The sequence below is a fragment of the Kaistia hirudinis genome (genome assembly GCF_014196455.1).
Taxonomy (GTDB): Bacteria; Pseudomonadota; Alphaproteobacteria; order Rhizobiales; family Kaistiaceae; genus Kaistia; species Kaistia hirudinis.
Window position 1 is genome coordinate 727,092 of record NZ_JACIDS010000004.1, and the last position, 19,195, is coordinate 746,286.

Here is a 19,195-nt window from a genome sequence, read left to right on the forward strand (position 1 = left end):
TGCAATTCGTGGACCTCCTCCGCTTCGACCAATTCGACTAAGGCAGGCCAGAATTAGCTCGAATTCGTTTCCAGCATCTTCTTATTGTCTTTCTTCCCGTTGTGCCTCCCATCAAACATAGAATGCTCGGGCACTTAGACAGTTAGGCGTGACCCTGGAATCTACAGATTCTGCTGGGAAGCGGCTTTCTCTGCGATCGAAATTAGCATGTCGATCCATTCGTCGGGAAGCTGGTTGGCGACTGCGTTGAGCCGTATGAGCAAGCGGCGGCGGTCGGACGGCTGGCTCGGATTTGGCTGTGCATCCCAACCGGCGAGAAAGTTAGGCGAGGCATCCAACGCATAGGCTAGGGCGATCATAATCTCGAAATTCGGCCGGTTCACGCCCGTTTCAAGCTTACTGAGCGTCACGGACGAGATGTCAGCCTTCGCCACGACTTCATCCTGCGTAAGGCCGGCCATGGATCGGGCCGCCTTTAGGCGGTCCGGCAACTGTTCGGCGGCAATGCGTGCTCGTTCTCTCGGGCTCATTCTCCATCTATGGGGACAAAGCGAGAGCACTGAGTATATCCAGACATACCAGTTTTCTCTTGAAAGTGGTATATATGGACGGTAATCCAGTTGTGGTTCGTCCGGACGGATGGGAACCCGTTGACGGCAAGTCAGCCGCAGCGTTTCGACTGGCGAGGGGGACTATGAGCACGGCATCGTCTGGTACTGTCGAATGCCCGTATTGCTCGGGCGAGATTTCGCCCAAGGCAAAGAAATGCCGGCATTGCGGAGAGATCCTTGATCCACAAATGCGGGAGATGGAGCTGCTGAAGAATCAGCGAACAGCCCCTCCGCCCGTCTATATGAATGCCGGTGGGGGAGGTGGAGCCGCCGGCGGATATGCGGCGCCCTTGCGTCGGTTTCCGCACGTCCTGCACATTATTATATGCCTGATAACCGGCGGACTATGGTTCCCCGTTTATGTCCTTCTGTATCTGTTCAGGAACAAGCAATATTATATATGAATATATATCAAATATAGCATAAATTGGTGCGCTCGAAGACAAAATTTAGCGCACTAAAAACTTTATATATTGGAAGCGGAACTATAGCAACTTCTTTGAGACCTCTTCTGGGCGAATATGAGTGTATCTGAAGAGCATTCGAAGGTCCTTATGACCGCTGATCAGGGCGACCTCGGGGACGGATAACCCTTGCTCAAAGAAGCGGCTGATAGCCTCATGGCGCAGGTTATGAAACCTCAAATCAGACAGAGCGGCTCGGCGGGTCATGCGCTCCCAAGCACGGCCGACTGTGCCAGCCTTTATCGGAAACACGTAGCTGGCAGAGCGATCCAACTGGCGTAAAATACACTTAGCTCGGGAGCTAAGCGGGACGTCACGTCGATCCCCATTTTTCGTGATAGGCAAACGGGCGACGCCTCTCTCGAAATCGACATGATCCCACCGGAGCGCCAGCAGTTCGCCTCGCCGCATTCCGGTTTCTATGGCTATTTCGACGAGTGGACGCAAATACGGTGGGCTATGTCCGATTGCGTCATTGATAGCCTCGATATCCGACAGCTCGAGTCGGCGCTGTCTCGCACGTCCGGCAGGCGGCTTTTTTACACCGGCCAACGGATTCCTGCCCAATGGGACGCCCCATTCGTTTCGTGCGACTTCGAAGCAATGGCTTAGTAGTGCCAGCTCTCTTCGGACGGTGCCCGTCTTGACTTGCGTCAATCTTTCGTTGCGATAGGCGGCGACAGAGGCGCTTGTGACCTTAGACAGTTTGGTCCGTGCGAGGGCATGGCGTCTCAGAACGGCGAGCTTATAGCGCTCTCGATCGCCGCTTCGCTTAGTGCAAGTGATCGTCTGTTCGTATCGGTCGAGCAGGTTGCCGACGGTCATGTTCCCGAGGCGGCCCGCTCCGGGATCAACTTCCCGGCGATCAATTTCTCGTTCCCGTTCCCTCGACCATTCAACCGCTGCGACTTTGGAGCCGAACGACTTCGTTAGGCTTGGATAGCCCGCCTTGCGGATCTGAGCGTGCCATTTGGTTCCACGCTTTCGGATAGTAGCCATAGCAAATCAATCTGTGCCCGATGTGTGCCGAGCCGATTGACGATGGGACTATCGATGAGATTTCACGAGAGATTCGCTAGACAAAGCAGTAGCTTACGTTAACTGCTCAGCATCTCTATGACGTGAGGTAGATTGCATTTCGAGTGCGGTGCAATCGACCACTCTGCCACCTCTCCGCGGTGGCGCTCTCGGGCGCGAAGCGGGTGATACATGGGTGCGGCGCGGAAGACAAGTCCTTCGGCACGGCTCTTTTGCGGCGGCTGGGGATGGCGCCGCCGTCTTCCCGTCATCGCCGGATCAGGCCGGCGCCGGGTTTGGCGATCCAGCGCGTGAACCGCCGGGCTGTCCGTCCGTCGCGCGCCTCGAGAACGGTCGGTTTCGCCCCGCCTCGGCCAAATCGAGGTGAGTCACACGCCTGCCCCAGTTCCCGGAACCGGTGGCCTTCGCACCGCCTCCTGGCGACGGACAGGTGTCGAGCTGCGAGCCGCGTCCCTCTCATGGCCGGTCATGGCGCATCCATGCGGAGCTGGCTGCGCGTCGGGGAGGACCGGCGAGAGAAAGGCTGGATGGCCGGGTCACGCCCGGCCATTGCAGGAGATCGATCGCCGTGCGCGCTTCGCTCAGCCGAGCGCTGATCGGCTTGATCTCTTTGTTGGATCGCGTCTTCTTGACGCGAACCGGCGTCCGCTTCGCTCGAGAAAGCCCTAACGGTCCGAGAACAGGACGCCGCCCTTGGCCTTGTCGGTGCGGGGGGCCTCGACGATCTGGATCGTCACGGCTTCCGGCGCGGCGCCGAAATTCTTCACCACCGCGTCGGTGATGTCTTTGACCAGGGCGCGCTTCTGCTCGATCGAGCGGCCTTCCACGGCATAGACGATAACTTCGGGCATTGTTCCTCCTCTTGCCTCCGCGTCGGCGGGAGGAAAGGAGTAGCGGCGCGGCGGCTCGCGTCAAGCCGCGCCGCGACTTCCGTGTGGCTCGCGGCTGGAGTTCCGTTCGGCCTCAGGCGGCGAGGCCGGTGAGCAGCGTGCGGATGAGGCCGATTTCGTCGTCGTTCACGCCATGGCCCGAGCCGCGATAGATGCGCTTGGTCACCTCCGCGCCGGAGGCGGCGAATCGCGCAGCGGAGAGTTCGACGCGGGCTAGCGGGATATGCGCGTCCATCTCGGCGCAGCCGAAGAGGGCCGGCGTGCCGGCTAGCGCAGGGGCGGCTTCGGCGACCTCGTCGTCGGCGCCGATCAGTCCGCCCGACAGCGCAACGACGCCGCCATAGCGGCGCGGGCGGCGGATCGCGCTTTCGAGCGCGAGGCACGCGCCCTGCGAGAAGCCGAGCAGCACGATCCTGTCGTCTGGGATGCCGGCCGCGTTCAGGTCGTCGGCGAGCGCGGCGACATTGGCGAGCGCGGCGGAGAGATAGGGCTCGTTCAGCCGGCGCGGCTGCATGAAGCGCTCGGGATACCAGACATGGCCGGCGGCCTCGGGCGCGAGATAGGTGATGTCGTCGCGGCCGAAATAGGAGGCGAGCGAGAGTATGTCGTCGGCGCTGCCGCCGCGGCCATGCAGCAGGATCATGGCGCCCCCCGCCTCGGCCGCCGGCGCGCCGGCGGCGAGGACGGGACGGCCGCCATGCGGGGCGGGCCCGCGCGTCGTCTGAAGGGTCATCTTTCTGTCTCCTCGGATGGCGAGGCCGGCGGCGCGTGGCCGCCGGCCCATTGATCGGCGCTGCCGCCTAGAGCGGCTTCAGATTGGCTTCGATCGAGCCGCGGCGTCCCTCGAGGAAGGGCGGCAGCGAGAGCTTCTCGCCGAGTGTGGCGAGCGGCTCGTCGGCCGTGAAGCCGGGGATGTCGGTCGCGATCTCGAACAGCACGCCGCCCGGCTCGCGGAAATAGAGCGAGCGGAAATAGAAGCGCTCGACCTCGCCGCTGGAGGGGATGCGGAAGCCGCGGACACGCTCGGTCCAGGCCGCGAGGCCCTCATAGTCCGGCGTGCGGAAGGCGACGTGGTGGACGGCGCCGGCACCCTCGCGGGCGACGGGCATGTCCGGCTCGACCGCGACATGCAGCTCCGCCGCCGGGCCGCCGGGGCCCATCTCGAAGACATGCACCTGGTTGGTCGAGATCGCGTTCACGGGATATTCCGCGATCTTCTTCATGTTCATGACGCGCGTCAGCACCGTCTCGGTCGGCTCCAGCTTCGGCACGCTCATGGTTATCGGGCCGAGGCCGAGGATCTGGTGCTCCGCCGGAACCGTGCTCTTCGCCCAGGGATGGGCATCGGCCGGGGCGCCATTGGCGACGAGCGACAGGCGCTGGCCTTCCGGATCCTCGAAGGCGAGGGTGGGGCGGCCGCCGACCTCGACGACGTCACCGGCCTTGACGCCGGCGGCGCGCAGATGGTCGCGCCACCAGCCGAGGCTCTCGCCATCGACGCGGAAGCCGGTGCGCACGACCGAATGCGTGCCACGGCGCGCGGGGCCGACCGGCCAGTCGAAGAAGGTGATGTCGGAGCCGGGCGTCGCGTCGCCGTCGCCGTAGAAGAGGTGATAGGCGGTGGTATCGTCCTGGTTCACCGTCTTCTTGACGAGGCGCAGGCCGAGAACGCGCGTGTAGAAATCGAGATTTCCCGAAGCATTGGCCGTGATGGCCGTCAGATGATGAAAGCCGCCGAGCGAGAGGTCCATGGGGGTCACTCCGTCTGTGTTCATTGTCGGAGCTGAAGATCGTCGTGCGGAGGGTTAAACACAATCGACCCTTGCGGAACAAAATTGTCTCTGATTGGTGAACAGTCCCGCGCGATTGTTGCGTTCGCGCAAGGCGATGCCCCGGTTTCGCCGCGATGATGCGGCCCCGTCAGGCAGGGGCGGTGGAGAGAAGCGGGAGAGCGAGATGGCGGATCGGGAGCGGCAGTTCCTCTGGGGCGCGGCGAGCGCGGCCTATCAGGTCGAGGGCGCCTGGCAGGCGGCCGGCAAGGGTCTTTCGAACTGGGACGTCTACACGAACGTTTATCACGTCACCGAGGCGGGCGCGGGCCGTCAGGAGACGGGCAACGTGGCGATCAACGCCTTCGATCGCACGCAATATCTCGCCGATATCGCCCTGATGCAGGAGCTCGGCATCAACGCCTATCGCTTCTCGCTCGCCTGGACGCGGATCCTCCCTGATGGCACGGGGCGGGTGCTGCAGGCCGGGCTGGACCATTACAGCCGCTTCGTCGACGATCTCCTCGCCGCGGGCATCCGTCCGGTCGCGACGCTGTTCCACTGGGACATGCCGCAGGCGCTGGAGGATCGCGGCGGCTGGCGCAATCGCGAATCCGTCGGCTGGTTCCGCGACTATGCCGCGCTGGTGCGCGATCGCCTGGCAGACCGGGTCGAGACCTTCGTCACCCTTAACGAGCCGTTCATCAACCTCTTCCTGATCGAGCCCCTGGTCGAGATCGCCAAGGAGAGCATCGGCAATCCCGGCGCCATCACGGATGCGCAATGGACGCGCCAGGCGATGGCGATGCATCACTGGATGCTGGCGAGCGCCGAGACGGTGGGCGATTTTCGCGCCGCCGGCTTCAAGGGCGAGGTCGGCCTGTCGCTGCCGCTGATGCCGACCCTGCCCGAACGGCCGGGGGAGGGGGAGGACATCGCGGCGGCGTCGCTCGCCGATGCGGTGATCAATCGCTGGTGCCTCGATGCGATGTTCAACGGGCGCTATCCGGACGAGGTCGTCGCCGAATTTGCGCGCCGCGATCCCGCCTTCGCGGCCGTGGTCGAGGATTTCCCGCGCCTCGCCGCGAACCGTCACGATTTCCTCGGTGTCAATTTCTACGCGCCGGCCTTCGTGCGGCGCGATGCGGCGGCGCCGCTCGGCTTCCGCTGGGGCGCCTATAACCCCGATCCGGCGCCCCAGGCCTTCAACGGCCCGGTGCGGCCGGACTATCTCAAGGTCCTGCTGGAGCGCATCCGCGACGACTATGGCAATCCGCCCGTCTACATCACGGAAAACGGCGCCGGTTTCGGGCCGAGCGACGAGGTGATGGCCGACGGCACGGTGAAGGACCCGCGCCGCGCCGATTATGTCGCCCGCCACATCACGGCGGCGCTCGAGGCGAAGGCGAATGGCGCGGACCTCCGCGGCTACATGATCTGGAGCCTCTTCGACAATTTCGAATGGCTGCAGGGTTACAGCCGCCGCTTCGGCATGGTGCATGTCGATTTCGACACGCTGAAGCGCACGAAGAAGCAGAGCTTCGAGACCTATCGGGAGATTATCGCGCGCGGGGTGGGGCCTCAGGCCGGATAGCGGAACGGCTCCTCCCGCTCGCGGTCGTAGACGGCTTCGCCAGCGACATAGGTTGCGCGGATGGCGCGGTCGTCGCCGAGCGTCAGGAGCACTGAGAGCAGTTCCGGCAGGTCGCGGCAATAGGCGGTGCGGAAGGCGAGCAGCGGCGTCGCCTTGGGGTCGAGCACGATGAGATCGGCCTCGAGGCCCGGCTCGACCGCGCCGACGCGGTCCGCGAGGTGCAGCGCCTCCGCCGCCCCGCGCGTCGCCAGCCAGAAGGCCTGCGCCGGCGTCAGCGTGGTGCCGCCGAGCTTGGCGACCTTGTAGGCCTCGTTCATCGTCTGCAATTGCGAAAAGGCCGTGCCGGCGCCGAGATCCGTGCCGAGCGCGACATGAACGGGCCGATCGGCGCGACGCGCCTCGAACAGGCGAAAAAGGCCGCTGCCAAGGAAGAGATTGGATGTCGGGCAATGGGCGAGCGCCGACCCCGTCCGGTGGCAGCAGGCGAAGTCGGTCTCGTCCATATGCACGGCATGGCCGAAGATCGCGCGCGGGCCGGTCAGCCCGGCATGGTCGTAGACATCGAGATAGGAGGAGCGCTCCGGGAACAGCTCGTGCACCCACTCGATCTCGCCCCGGTTCTCGCACAGATGCGTCTGGACATAGGTGCCGGGGTGCTCGCGCCAGAGCCGCGCGGCGGCTTCGAGCTGCGCCTGCGTGGAGGAGGGGGCGAAGCGCGGCGTCACGCAATAGAGCTGCCGCCCGCGGCCGTGCCAGCGCTCGATCAGCGCCCTGGATTGCTCATAGCCGGTCTCGGCGGTGTCGCGCAGCGCTTCCGGCGCGTTGCGGTCCATCAGCACCTTGCCGGCGATCATGCGCGTGTTGAAGCGCTCGGATTCGGCGAAGAACGCCTCGACCGAGCCCGGATGCACGGTGCAATACACGGCGGCCGTCGTCGTCCCGGCGCGCAGCAGCTCGCGCAGGAAGCGCCCCGCCACGTCGCGGGCATGGGCCTCGTCGGCGAAATCCTGCTCGGCGACGAAGGTGTAGCGCTCCAGCCAGGCGAGCAGCTCGTCGCCGTAGGCGCCGATCATCTGCATCTGCGGATAATGGACATGGGCGTCGATGAAGCCGGCGGAGATCAGGCCTTCGGGATAGTGATCGACGGGCGTGCCCGGCGGCAGTTCGGCGAGCGCGCGCTCGGCCGGCTCCACCGAAACGATCCGGCCGTCCTCGATGAGCACGACGGCGTCCTGGAGATGCAGCACCGCCTCGTCGAGCGGCAGCTGGAAGGGATCGCCCCGGAAGGAGAGGACGGATCCCCGGATGGCACGTCGCATGGTCGCAAGGCTCGGTTTCGGCGCATCGGCGCGATTGACGGGGGCTGCCGCGGCGGATGACACTCGCGGCAAGCGAGACGCAACGATCTCGCGCCATGGGCGGAAATACCAGAGGGCATGATGCAGCCATGCGTCGAAATATGAGGGCCGTCGTCATCGATGCGCCGCGCAGCGTCGCGCTTCGCAATCTGGCGGACGAGGCGCCGGGCTTCGGCGAGGTGTCCATCCGCGTGCTGGCGACCGGCATTTGCGGCACCGATGTCGAGATCTTCGACGGGACGATGCCCTATTTCACCATGGGCATGGCGCGCTATCCGGTCGTGCCGGGCCATGAATGGGTCGGCGAGGTGATCGCCTGCGGCGAGGGCGTTGCGCGCTTCCAGTGCGGCGATCGCGTCGTCGGCGAGTGCAGCGTCGGCTGCATGCAGTGTACGGTGTGTCTCGCCGGAAATTATCACCGCTGCCCGAACCGGACCGAGACCGGCATCCTCAACCGCCCCGGCGCGTTCGCCGAGACGATCCGCTTTCCCGCGCTCTTCCTGCACAAGATTTCGCGTGACGTGCCGATCGAGGCGGCGGCGCTGATCGAGCCCTCCGCCGTCGCGTTCAACGGCGTGCGCATCGCCGCCGTCTCGCCGCGCGACGACGTGGCGATCCTTGGCGACGGGCCGATCGGCCTGCTGCTGTTGCAGATGGCGCGCGCGTTCGGGGCGCGGCGCGTCATCGTCGTCGGGGGGACGCCGCATCGCCTGGCGCTTGCCGAACGGCTCGGCGCACATGCCGTCATCGATATCGCCGATGGCCGCGTCGTCGAGCGCCTCGTCGAGGCAGCGGGCGGTGAGCGTCCGGCCGTGGTCATCGAGGCGACCGGCAATCCCGCCGCCGTGAATACGGCTGTCGAGGCCGTGGCGCCGGGCGGGCGGCTGGTGCTGCAGGGCCTGTTCGCGGGGCGCAAGGCGGATGGGGTGGATCTCGACCGGATCGTGACCGCCGACATCATGCTGCGCGGGGCGCTCGGCAGCCCCGGCGTCTGGGACGACGTCATCGGCCTCGTCGAATCGGGCCGCGTCGATCCGGCGGCTCTTGTCTCGGAACGGCTGAAACTTGCCGATTTCGAGAAGGGGATCGGGCTGGTCAAGGCGCGTTCCGGCGTGAAACTGGTCGTGGAGCCGGCCTGATCCGCACGTCGCGACCGACACCGGAAGGGGCGCTGCCAAAGGCCGCGGCGGGCGTCGATGGACACGGAACGGGGCACCCGGTACAAGGACGCCTATGGGAACCGGATCGGAAGAGCGGTCCGGCCGCGCGTCGTGCGCCTGACCGGGTGATATGACTGATCTCGAAATGAACAATACTGCCGTGGAGCAGGAGCGCCGTCGCCGCCTGCCGAGCTGGGCCGGTTTCAAGCGGGCGCTCGCCGACGAGAACGGCTCGGTCGGCATCATAGCGCGCGTCCTGCGCAGCAATTTCCGCGTCCATTGGCGCGGCTATGCCATCTCCATCTTCTTCCTGCTGATCGTCGCCAGCACGACCTCGCTCGCCGCATGGATCATGCGCGACGTGGTCAACCAGATCTTCGTCAAGCGCGACGTCGAGATGCTCTGGGTGCTCTCGTTCGGCGTCATGGCGCTGTTCGTGGTCAAGGGTGCCGCGACCTATGGCCAGATGGTCGTGCAGAGCCGCATCGGCAATCGCATCGTGGCGGAGAATCAGAAGCGCTTCTATCAGCGCTGCCTGCAATTCGGCATCGAGTTCTTCAACGAGCGCGCGTCGAGCGAGCTCATCATGGCCAATTCGGTCGGCGCGCAGGCCATCCGGGGTCTGCTCGACACGCTCGTCGTCAGCGTCGCGCGCGATTTCGTGACGCTGGTCGGCCTCGTCGCCGTCATGGTGATCCAGGCGCCGATGATGTCGCTGTTCGCCTTCGTGTTCGCCCCCGTCGCGATCGTGGGCGTCTCGCGCCTCGTCAAGCGCATCCGCGGCATCGCCCGCTCCGAGTTCACCTCTGCGACGCAGATCATCGCGATCATGCAGGAGACGGTGCACGGCGCGAAGATCGTCAAGGCGTTCGGGCTCGACGGCCATATGCAGGCGCGCATGGGCTCGGCGATCGATCTCGTCGAGAAGCGCGCCAACAAGATCTCGCAGCTGCAGGCGCGCACCTCGCCGCTGATGGAGACGCTCGGCGGCATCTCGGTCGGCCTGGTGATCCTTTATGCCGGCTGGAGCACGATCTCTTCGGGCAAGACGCCCGGCGAGTTCATGTCCTTCATCACCGCACTGCTGCTCGCCTATGAGCCGGCCAAGCGCCTCGCCCGCGTGCATGTCGGCCTCGCCGAGAATTTCGTCGCCATCCGCGCCCTGTTCTCCGTGCTCGACACGCCGCCGAGCGTGACGGAACTGGACGACAAGCCGCCGATCACCTTCTCGCGCGGCAATATCGAGCTCGACGAGGTGTATTTCGCCTATCGCGCCAAGGAGCCCGTGGTGCGTGGCGTCTCCCTGACCGTTGAGCACGGCAAGCGCCTGGCGCTGGTCGGCCCGTCCGGCGGCGGCAAGTCGACGCTCCTGTCTCTGATCCAGCGCTTCTACGACGTGCAGAAGGGCGCGATCCGCGTCGACGGTCAGGACATCCGCAACGTCTCCGTCAATTCGCTGCGCCACCACATCTCCTTCGTCAGCCAGGATGTGTTCCTGTTCTCCGGCTCGGTGCGCGACAACATCCGCATCGGCCGGCTGGACGCGAGCGACGAGGAGGTCGAGCGGGCGGCGCGCGATGCATTTGCCCATGATTTCATCATGGCGATGCCCAAGGGTTACGACAGCACCGTCGGCGAGAACGGCGTCCAGCTTTCGGGCGGGCAACGCCAGCGCATCGCCATCGCGCGCGCCATCCTGAAGAATGCCCCGATCCTGCTGCTCGACGAGGCGACCTCGGCGCTCGATTCGGAATCGGAGCGGGTGATCCAGATCGCGCTCGACAAGCTCGTCCAGGGCCGCACGACGATCGTCATCGCGCATCGCCTCTCGACCGTGGTGCATGCCGACGAGATCGCCGTGATCGAGAACGGCATCGTTCTGGAGCGCGGCACCCATGGCGAGCTCGTGCGCAAGGGCGGGCTCTACGAGAAGCTCTACCGCTACCAGTTCGCCGAGCATCACAGCCCGGCGGCATAGGCCCGCCGGGACGATCTCCAAGCCCGTCCGTTCCGTGATGGCGCCGCCGAAGCAACGGCGGCCGCGGCGCAGCTCCGCGGCCTGCAGGAAGGCTCTTCCGAGCGTGCTCCGGCGCGTGCTAGCCTCGCTCGCGGCTGGGGGGAATCCAGGAATTGCCGTCTTGAAGGCCATCGCCCGCAACGCGCGATCGTGAACGCCAACCGCTCCGATCTTCACCGGAAGCCGCTGGGACGCGGCAGGCCGTGGGTGATCGCAGCCTCGTTCCGTACGTCGCTTTCGGTCCTCTCCCGTCTCAGCCGACCCTGTCGTCGCAGCCGCGGCGATGCAACCCGATGTCGACACGACGGAACGAAGCGATGACGAATGCGAACAGGGCCGGTGGAGCCGGTGGCTGGAAATGGCGCCTGACGGCGCTGCTCGCCCTCATGGTTCCGCTTGCGGGCGTCACCGCCCCGGCGGCTCAGGCTGGTCCGGCCATCGAAAAATGCGTGGTCATCGACAACGACTTCGACATTGACGACATGATGGCGATCGCCGCGGTGATCGGGAACCGGCATGTCGCCGCGATCGTCAACACGGAGGGCGTCTCGACGGCGCAATCCGGGGCGTCAGCCGCTTCCCGCCTGATTGCCGAGCCGAGCGAGCGCGCCATTCCCGTCATCATCGGTGCGGACTCGCACCGCTCGGAAGCCGATATTCGCAAGAACTGGCCGTGGCTGCTCTATTTCCGCGCGAGCATGGGCCGCGTCAACGATCTGCTGACGGCCCCGCTGCCGCCTTCGCGCCGGCCCTTGCGCGATTTCGTGGCGGAGCTTTCCCGCGCCACCGCCGATTGCCGGCGCATCGATCTCCTGATCACGGGGCCCTACACGTCGTTCATCCGCTACAGCGCCGCGCTCGCGCCCAAGCTCGACCATGTGGTGATCTCCGGGAAGCCGATCGGCGACCCCACGCTGAAGCCGGGCCAATATCTGTTCAATTGCGGCTATGATCTGCGGGCATGCCGGATCGCCATGAAGCAGCTGCGTGGCACGAAGACGAGTTGGGTCAATATTTCAGAGGCTGCGAATCCGCCCTATGCGCCGTCTTTGGGCATGGTCCAGGGTCTTCGCGCCGACGGCCTGCCCGGTGCGCTCAAGGCGGCGCTGATGGCCAATCAGCACACCTGGGACCCGGCCAAGGTGCCTGTTTCGGCCGGAGGTCCCGGCGGCCAGACCTTCATGTGGGACCAGACCGCGGCGATGTATCTGCTGCACCCGGAACGCTTCGCGCCGGTGGGTGCGCATTACGGGCCGCGGCCGAGCGGGCCGAACGCCCTTTCGCCCGCCGGGCTGCATCGTTTGTGGACCCGCGACGTGAACGCGGCCCGGCGCTATCAGTAAGGCGACGACAGGCAGCCTTGCCGGGAACGGTTCGTCCCGGCAAGGCGCCGATGGCGCGCCTCCGAGGCGGCGTGCGCCGCCTTAGAGCAGGCCGCGGCCGGCGAGATTGCGCATCAGCGCGGCGGTGCCGAAGGTCCAGGGCTCGGCGTCATGGGTCAGCACGACGCGGTTGGAGAGCTTGCCGAGCTTCGGCGCGGCGATGGTGACGATGTCGCCGACCTTGTGGGTGAAGCCCTTGCCGGGTCCGTCGCGGTCCTGCACCGGCGCGAACATCGTGCCGAGATAGAGCACGAAGCCGTCCGGATACTGGTGATTGCGGCCGATGGTCTGCTTCACGAGATCCGCCGGATCGCGGCTGATCTTCGACATGGCCGAGGAGCCGTCGAGGCGGAAGCCGTCGTCGCCGGTCACAGTCAGGCGCACATCGGTCGCGCGCACGTCGTCGAGCGAGAAATTCTCGTCGAAGAGGCGGATGAACGGGCCGATCGAGGCGCTGGCATTGTTGTCCTTGGCCTTGGACAGCAGCAGGGCCGAGCGGCCCTCGACATCGCGCAGATTGACGTCGTTGCCGAGCGTCGCGCCGACGATGCGCCCGTCCGAGGCGACGAGGAGCACGACCTCGGGCTCGGGATTGTTCCAGCTCGAGATCGGGTGGATCCCGACCTCGGCGAGATGGCCGACGGTCGAGAGCGGCTGCGACTTCGAGAAGATCTCGGCATCGGGGCCGATGCCGACCTCGAGATATTGCGACCACATGCCCTTTTCGATCAGCAGCTTCTTCAGCGCCATGGCCGGCTCCGAGCCCGGCTTCAGCCCGGCGAGATCGTCGCCGATCGTCGCCTGGATCTCGGCGCGGATCGCATTGGCGCGTTCGGGCAGGCCGCGGGCCTGCTCCTCGATCACGCGCTCCAGCATCGAGACGGCGAAGGTGACGCCTGCCGCCTTCACGGCCTGAAGGTCGATCGGAGAGATCAGCCAGGGCTTGGAGCGGTCGCGCGTCTCGCGCGGCGTATTGTCGAGGATCTCGTCGAGGCGGCCGATGAACTCGCCGCCGGCGAGGCGCGCCGTGCGGGCCGGGTCGTCGCGCTCGGCGAGATCGCGCAGCGTGATCGCCTCTTCGGTGATGTCGTAGAGATCGCCGCCGCGCAGCACGACGACCGACGGGCCGTCGACATCCGGCCGGAAGACACGCCCGACCAGCGTCGCCTGTTCGGCGTCGTCGGGCAGGGCGAAGGCGGGGGCGGTGTCGAACGGCATGGGGTTCCTCCGGATGGCGCTTCAAATGGCGGCGTTCGCCGCCCGCGGGTGCGGCACGCTACACGCTTCGCGAAGGCGGCGCCAACCGCTTATCGCATCCGCGCAGGCACGTATCTTGCTCGTGGAAGGCGATCCATTGCGTGAGGCGCAGCCATGACCGAGACCCTTCCCATCATCGATGTTTCCGCGCTGGTCGCGGGAAAGCCCGGGGCGGCCGAAGCCGTCGCGCGGGAGGTCGGCAAGGCCGCGCGCGAGATCGGCTTCTTCTATGTCGCCGGCCACGGCATTCCGTCGCTGACGATCGACCATGTCTTCGACACCGCCCGCCGCTTCTTTGCGCTGCCGCTGGAGAAGAAGCAGGAGGTCGCCTTCGCGCTGTCGAAGCACAATCGCGGCTTCATCGCCATGAAGGGCGAATCGCTCGACCCCTCCAAGCCCGCCGATCTCAAGGAGGGCTTCAATATCGGCCTCGACCTCGCGCCGGACGACCCGCGCATCCTGGCCGGCGAGCCGTTCCGCGGCCTCAATCTGTGGCCGGACATGCCGGGCTTCCGCGAGACGATGCTCGACTATTTCGCGCGCGTGCTGGCGCTCGGCCGGCTGCTGCAGCGCGCGGTGGCGGTCGATGTCGGCCTGCCCGAGGACTTCTTCGAGGACAAGCTCGACCAGTCACTGTCGACGCTCCGCATGCTGCATTATCCGCCGCAGCCGCCGGCGATCGAGGAGGGCCAGCTCGGTGCGGGCGAGCACACGGATTATGGCTGCCTGACGCTGCTGATGACCGACGATGTCGGCGGGCTCGAGGTCAGGAAGCGCGACGGCACCTGGCTCGCCGCGCCGCCGATCCCCAACGTCTATGTCTGCAATATCGGCGACTGCCTGATGCGCTGGACCAATGACGTCTATGTCTCGACGCCGCACCGCGTGGTCAACCGTTCCGGGCGCGAGCGCTATTCGATCCCATTCTTCCTCGATCCCAATCCCGAGGCGCCCGTCGCCGCGATCCCGAGCTGCGTCTCCGAGGAGCGCCCCGCGCGCTACCCGCCGACGACGGGCGCGGCGTATCTGCGCGAGCGTCTGAGCCGGACCTATGCGCCGGGCATGATCGCCTGAGGGCAGGGAGGGCGGCGGACTGATCAGGGGTCGGCCAAAATGTATGCAATCCACCCGAATTGTATGCAGTGCTCGCAGGGAGGTATGGCCGCTCAACCGCTGAATGAAGCCTGTCTGTCCCGCCCGTCGACTGCACTATTCGAGATTATTCAGATCCATCAAAAGGTTGAGCCAAAATTGTTCGGATTCGCGCGCCATCTCCGTTCAGTTGGCACGGCGGTTGCGAATGCCAGAACGGGTGCACCCCGGTGACGGCCATCTGCCGCGCCGATGATCGTCCTACGAGGTAACTGTCCATGTCCGCCTTCACCCTATCCCGCAGAACGCTTCTCAAGAGCGCCGCCATCGGCTCCATCGGTCTTTCGGCCGGCCTGCTCACCCGGCGCCCGGCTCATGCCGAGGATCTGACCATCGGCATCATCTATGTCGGCTCGCGCGACGACTATGGCTGGAACCAGGCCCACGCCGTCGCCGCCAAGGCGCTGGCGGCCGTTCCGGGCGTCAAGGTCGTCGAGGAGGAGAACGTCCCCGAGACGATCGCCGTCGCCAAGACGATGGAATCGATGATCGAGCTCGATGGCGCCAAGCTGATCTTCCCGACCTCGTTCGGCTATTATTCGCCCTTCATGCTCGACGCGGCGAAGAAGTATCCGGACGTGCAGTTCCGTCATGCCGCGCCGCTCTGGAAGGAAGGCGATCCGACGAACGCCGGCTCCTATTTCGGCTATCTCGACCAGGCCCACTACGTGAACGGCGTCGCCGCCGGCCTCTCGACCAAGTCGAACAAGCTCGGCTTCGTCGCCGCCAAGCCGATCTCCTCGGTCCTGTCCAACGCCAACGCCTTCGCGCTCGGCGCGCGCAGCGTCAATCCGAAGGCCGAGGTGCAGGTAATCTTCACGGGCGACTGGTCGATGCCGGTGCGCGAGGCTGAGGCGACCAATGCGCTGATCGATGCCGGCGCCGATGTCATCGGCTGCCATGTCGACAGCCCGAAGACCGTGATCCAGACGGCGGAATCCCGCGGCGTGAAGAGCGTTGGCCACAATGCCTCGCAGGCCAATCTCGCGCCGAAGGGCTTCATCACCGGCGCCGAATACAAGTGGGAGACGATCTACAAGAAGTTCGCCGACCTGCTGGCCAAGGGTGAGCCGCTGCCGAACTTCACCGGCGGCGGCTATGACCTCGACTATGTCCAGAACACGGCCTATGGCGCCGGCGCCTCGCCCGAGGCGATCGCGGCCGCCGACAAGGCCAAGGAAGACATGCGGGCCAAGAAGCCGATCTATATCGGCCCGCTGAAGGACAACAAGGGCAACGAGGTCATTCCGGCCGGAACGGTGCACGCGCCCTACGATCCGTGGATCGACCAGATCAACTTCCTCGTCGAGGGCGTCCAGGGTTCGATCACCTGAGGTTGGCGGGCGGGCCTCGGCCCGCTCGTCTGCGCATGAGCGGCTGGCGCCGCGCGATCGGTGCCAGCCCTTTTCCCTCGACCGGAGAGCCCCATGGCCGATACCGTGAACCAGGGCGTCGTCGCTCCCGCCGCCTCCGCTCCGGCGGAATTCCTCGACCGGATCCGCCGCTCGTCCGAATATGTCGTGATCCCGCTCTTCGCCCTGATCGTGGCGGGGCTGATCTTCTCGCTGTTCCTGTTCGCGCTCGGCCATTCGCCGGCGACCTTCTTTTCGCTGCTCTGGCGCGGCGGCTTCGGCACGGGCTTCTCCTGGCAGAACACGCTGGTCCGCGCGGCGCCGCTGATCTTCACCGGCCTGTGCGTCGCCATTCCCGCACGGCTCGGCCTCACCATCGTCGGCGGCGAGGGCGCGCTGGTGCTCGGCGGCTTCACGGCGGCCGTGGCGGCGATCCCCTTCGTTCATGCCGGGGCGCCGAACTATGTCGTGCTGCCGGCCATGCTGCTCTGCGCCACGCTGACCGGCGCGGCCTGGATCGGTCTCGTGGGCGCACTGCGCCACTATCGCGGCATCAACGAGACCATCGCGAGCCTGCTGATGTCCTACATCGCGATCGCGATCATGAATTTCTTCGTCGAGGGCGCGCTGCGCGATCCCGGCAACCCGAACAAGCCGTCGACGCTGCCGATCGGCGACGCGAACATGATCGGCAATATTCCCGGCGTCGGCGTCCATTGGGGTCTCGCCGCGGGCGTCCTGGTGGCACTCGCTCTGTGGATCCTGATGAACCGGACGACGTTCGGCTTCGCGGCGCGGGTCACGGGCGGCAATGTCCGCGCCGCCCGGGCGCAGGGCCTCTCGGTCGGCCGCCTGATGGTGATCTCCTGCGCCATCGCCGGCGCCTGCGCCGGTCTCGCCGGCTTCTTCGAGGTCGCGGCGGTCCAGGGCCGCGCCAATGCCTCGCTCGCCGCAGGTTACGGTTTCACCGGCATTCTGGTCGCCTTCCTCGCCCGGCAGAATGCGCTCGCCATCATCCCGGTCTCGATCCTGCTCGGCGGCATCGCCGCGGCCGGCGGCCTGATCCAGCGCCGCATGGGCATGCCGGATGCCACGGTGCTGGTGCTGCAGGGCCTGATGTTCGTGGTGCTCCTCGTCAGCGAGACGCTTTACGGGCGGTTCGCCTTCTTCCGTCCCAAGGGAAACTAGCCATGAACGAGACCGATATCGGCTTCTGGGGCGTCCCGCTCGCAATGTTCGCCGGCGCCATCCGCGTCTCGACGCCCTTCCTCTTCGTCTCGCTCGGCGAATGCCTGACCGAGAAGTCGGGCCGCATCAATCTCGGCCTCGAGGGCACGCTCGTCTTCGGCGCCATGTCTGGCTATGCCGTCGCTTATCTCACCGGCTCGCCCTGGTTCGGCGTGTTCTGCGCCGGCCTCTCCGGCTGCTTCTTCGGCGCGATCCACGGCTATATCTGCAAGCTGCCCAAGGTGAATGACATCGCGATCGGCATCGCCATGATGCTGTTCGGCACCGGCCTTGCCTTCTTCTTCGGCAAGCCCTTCATCCAGCCACAGGCGCCGCATCTGCCCTCGATCTCGCTCGGCGGCTGGTCGTCGTTGCCGCAGGTCCGCTCGGCGCTGGAGATCAACCCGCTGTTCTTCATCGGCATCGCGCTCGCCGTGTTCATGTGGTGGGCGTTCAAGAACACGCGCTGGGGCCTCATCGTGCGCATGACCGGCGACAGCGCGCCGGCAGCGCTCGCCATGGGCTATTCGGTGGATTGGGTGCGCTTCCTCGCGACGACGGTCGGCGGCTTCTTCGCCGGTGTCGGCGGCGCTTTCCTGTCGCTCTATTATCCCGGCGCCTGGAGCGAGGGCCTTTCCTCCGGCCAGGGCCTGATGGCGGTCGCCCTCGTCATCTTCGCGCGCTGGAATCCGCTCGCCTGCTTCGGCGCGGCGCTGCTGTTCGGCGCGGCCGGCGCGCTCGGCCCGGCACTGCAATCCGTCGGCATCACGCAGGGCTACTACTTCTTCAACGCCGCGCCCTACCTGCTGACGCTCTTCATCATGATCGCCTCGGTCTCGCCGAAGCGCTCGCTGAAGGGCGCGCCCGGCGAACTGTCGATCACCAAGTGAGTGAGAAATGAACGGTCTCGGAGGTCTCAACAAATCGCCAAACGGCGTCGTCATCGGGCTGGTGCAGTTGCAGCTTCCGGTCACGGTGACGCCGGCCGATCTCGCCCGTCAGACCGCGCGCATCGTGGAACTGGTCGGCAAGGCGCGGCGCAACAATGCCGGCATGGATCTGGTCGTCTTTCCGGAATATGCGCTGCACGGCCTGTCGATGGACACCAATCCGGCGATCATGTGCTCGCTGGACGGGCCGGAGATCGCCGCCTTCAAGGCCGCCTGCAAGGAGCACCGGATCTGGGGCTGCTTCTCCATCATGGAGTATAACCCCGGCGGCAATCCCTATAATTCCGGCGTCATCATCGACGATCAGGGCGCGCTGAAACTCTACTATCGCAAGCTCCATCCCTGGGTCCCCGTCGAGCCCTGGGAGCCGGGCGATCTCGGCATTCCCGTGATCGACGGGCCGAAGGGCTGCAAGCTCGGCCTCATCATCTGCCATGACGGCATGTTCCCGGAGATGGCGCGCGAGGCGGCCTATAAGGGCGCGGAGATCATGATCCGCACGGCCGGCTATACCGCGCCGATCCGCGAGAGCTGGCGCTTCACCAACCAGTCCAACTCCTTCTGCAACCTCATGGTGACGGCGAATGTGTGCATGTCGGGGTCCGACGGCACCTTCGATTCCATGGGCGAGGGGATGATCGTCAATTTCGACGGCTCGATCATCGCGCATGGCACGAACGGGCGGCCGGACGAGATCATCACGGCCGAGGTGCGTCCGGATCTGGTGCGCGAGGCCCGCATCAACTGGGGCGTCGAGAACAATATCTATCAGTTCGGTCACCGCGCCTATGTCGCGGTCAAGGGCGGGGCGCAGGACTGCCCCTACACCTACATGACCGACCTCGCTGCCGGGACATACCGCCTGCCCTGGGAGGACCAGATCGTCGTCACCGACGGCACGTCCTGCGGCTTCCCGGCGCCGACGCGCCTCTATGGCGAAAAGCGCGCCGAAGCGGCGGAATAGGAGAGCGTAG

At 65.9% G+C, this 19,195-nt stretch carries 16 protein-coding genes; 9 read left to right on the forward strand and 7 right to left on the reverse strand.

What is annotated here, in order from left to right; all coding sequences use genetic code 11:
- Positions 1–161: 161 nt before the first annotated feature.
- The 5 genes from GGR25_RS18115 to GGR25_RS18135 form a co-directional block, all read right to left on the reverse strand.
- Positions 162–530 (reverse strand): helix-turn-helix domain-containing protein, encoded by a 369-nt coding sequence (locus tag GGR25_RS18115; protein ID WP_183400212.1) that lies wholly within the window; start codon positions 528–530, stop codon positions 162–164.
- 566 nt (positions 531–1,096) lie between these two features.
- Positions 1,097–2,074, reverse strand: a complete 978-nt coding sequence (locus tag GGR25_RS18120) for a tyrosine-type recombinase/integrase (RefSeq protein WP_183400213.1) — start codon at positions 2,072–2,074, stop codon at positions 1,097–1,099.
- A 704-nt stretch (positions 2,075–2,778) separates the two neighbouring features.
- Positions 2,779–2,964, reverse strand: a complete 186-nt coding sequence (locus GGR25_RS18125; protein ID WP_183400214.1) for a 2-hydroxymuconate tautomerase — start codon at positions 2,962–2,964, stop codon at positions 2,779–2,781.
- 112 nt (positions 2,965–3,076) lie between these two features.
- The gene (locus GGR25_RS18130) at positions 3,077–3,736 is read right to left on the reverse strand and encodes an alpha/beta hydrolase (RefSeq protein WP_183400215.1); all 660 of its coding nucleotides are present in this window, start codon (positions 3,734–3,736) and stop codon (positions 3,077–3,079) included.
- Positions 3,737–3,803: 67 nt separating this feature from the next.
- A complete protein-coding gene (locus tag GGR25_RS18135) occupies positions 3,804–4,754 on the reverse strand; it encodes a ring-cleaving dioxygenase (RefSeq protein ID WP_183400216.1) in 951 nt (316 codons plus the stop codon).
- 205 nt (positions 4,755–4,959) lie between these two features.
- Here GGR25_RS18135 and GGR25_RS18140 point away from each other — a divergent pair, with 205 nt between their 5' ends.
- Entirely contained in the window at positions 4,960–6,366 is a 1,407-nt protein-coding gene (locus GGR25_RS18140) for a glycoside hydrolase family 1 protein (RefSeq protein ID WP_183400217.1), read from the forward strand.
- On the opposite strand, the gene guaD is transcribed toward GGR25_RS18140, so the two are convergent.
- Entirely contained in the window at positions 6,354–7,685 is a 1,332-nt protein-coding gene (gene guaD, locus GGR25_RS18145) for a guanine deaminase (protein ID WP_183400218.1), read from the reverse strand. The genes GGR25_RS18140 and guaD overlap by 13 nt on opposite strands.
- A gap of 128 nt (positions 7,686–7,813) precedes the next feature.
- Between guaD and GGR25_RS18150 the strand changes: the two genes are divergently transcribed.
- The 3 genes from GGR25_RS18150 (at position 7,814) to GGR25_RS18160 (ending at position 12,244) form a co-directional block, all read left to right on the forward strand.
- Positions 7,814–8,863, forward strand: coding sequence for a zinc-dependent alcohol dehydrogenase (locus tag GGR25_RS18150; protein ID WP_183400219.1), 1,050 nt, complete (start codon positions 7,814–7,816; stop codon positions 8,861–8,863).
- A 166-nt stretch (positions 8,864–9,029) separates the two neighbouring features.
- Complete coding sequence (locus tag GGR25_RS18155) at positions 9,030–10,862, forward strand: ABC transporter ATP-binding protein (RefSeq protein WP_183400220.1); 1,833 nt, start codon at positions 9,030–9,032, stop codon at positions 10,860–10,862.
- A gap of 356 nt (positions 10,863–11,218) precedes the next feature.
- Complete coding sequence (locus GGR25_RS18160) at positions 11,219–12,244, forward strand: nucleoside hydrolase (RefSeq protein ID WP_183400221.1); 1,026 nt, start codon at positions 11,219–11,221, stop codon at positions 12,242–12,244.
- 81 nt (positions 12,245–12,325) lie between these two features.
- On the opposite strand, the gene GGR25_RS18165 is transcribed toward GGR25_RS18160, so the two are convergent.
- Entirely contained in the window at positions 12,326–13,501 is a 1,176-nt protein-coding gene (locus GGR25_RS18165) for a fumarylacetoacetate hydrolase family protein (protein ID WP_183400222.1), read from the reverse strand.
- Between the two features lie 153 nt (positions 13,502–13,654).
- Here GGR25_RS18165 and GGR25_RS18170 point away from each other — a divergent pair, with 153 nt between their 5' ends.
- The 5 genes from GGR25_RS18170 to GGR25_RS18190 all read left to right on the forward strand — a co-directional run bounded on the left by GGR25_RS18170 (position 13,655) and on the right by GGR25_RS18190 (position 19,185).
- Positions 13,655–14,614 carry an isopenicillin N synthase family dioxygenase gene (locus tag GGR25_RS18170; RefSeq protein ID WP_183400223.1) on the forward strand — a complete coding sequence of 320 codons (960 nt, stop codon included), beginning with the start codon at positions 13,655–13,657 and terminating at the stop codon, positions 14,612–14,614.
- Between the two features lie 296 nt (positions 14,615–14,910).
- Positions 14,911–16,026: a BMP family ABC transporter substrate-binding protein gene (locus GGR25_RS18175; RefSeq protein ID WP_183400224.1), complete on the forward strand. Its 1,116-nt coding sequence runs from the start codon at positions 14,911–14,913 to the stop codon at positions 16,024–16,026.
- A gap of 93 nt (positions 16,027–16,119) precedes the next feature.
- Positions 16,120–17,232, forward strand: coding sequence for an ABC transporter permease (locus tag GGR25_RS18180; protein WP_183400225.1), 1,113 nt, complete (start codon positions 16,120–16,122; stop codon positions 17,230–17,232).
- Positions 17,233–17,234: 2 nt separating this feature from the next.
- Positions 17,235–18,161, forward strand: coding sequence for an ABC transporter permease (locus GGR25_RS18185; protein WP_183400226.1), 927 nt, complete (start codon positions 17,235–17,237; stop codon positions 18,159–18,161).
- A 7-nt stretch (positions 18,162–18,168) separates the two neighbouring features.
- Positions 18,169–19,185, forward strand: coding sequence for a formamidase (locus tag GGR25_RS18190; protein ID WP_183400227.1), 1,017 nt, complete (start codon positions 18,169–18,171; stop codon positions 19,183–19,185).
- Positions 19,186–19,195 lie beyond the last annotated feature (10 nt).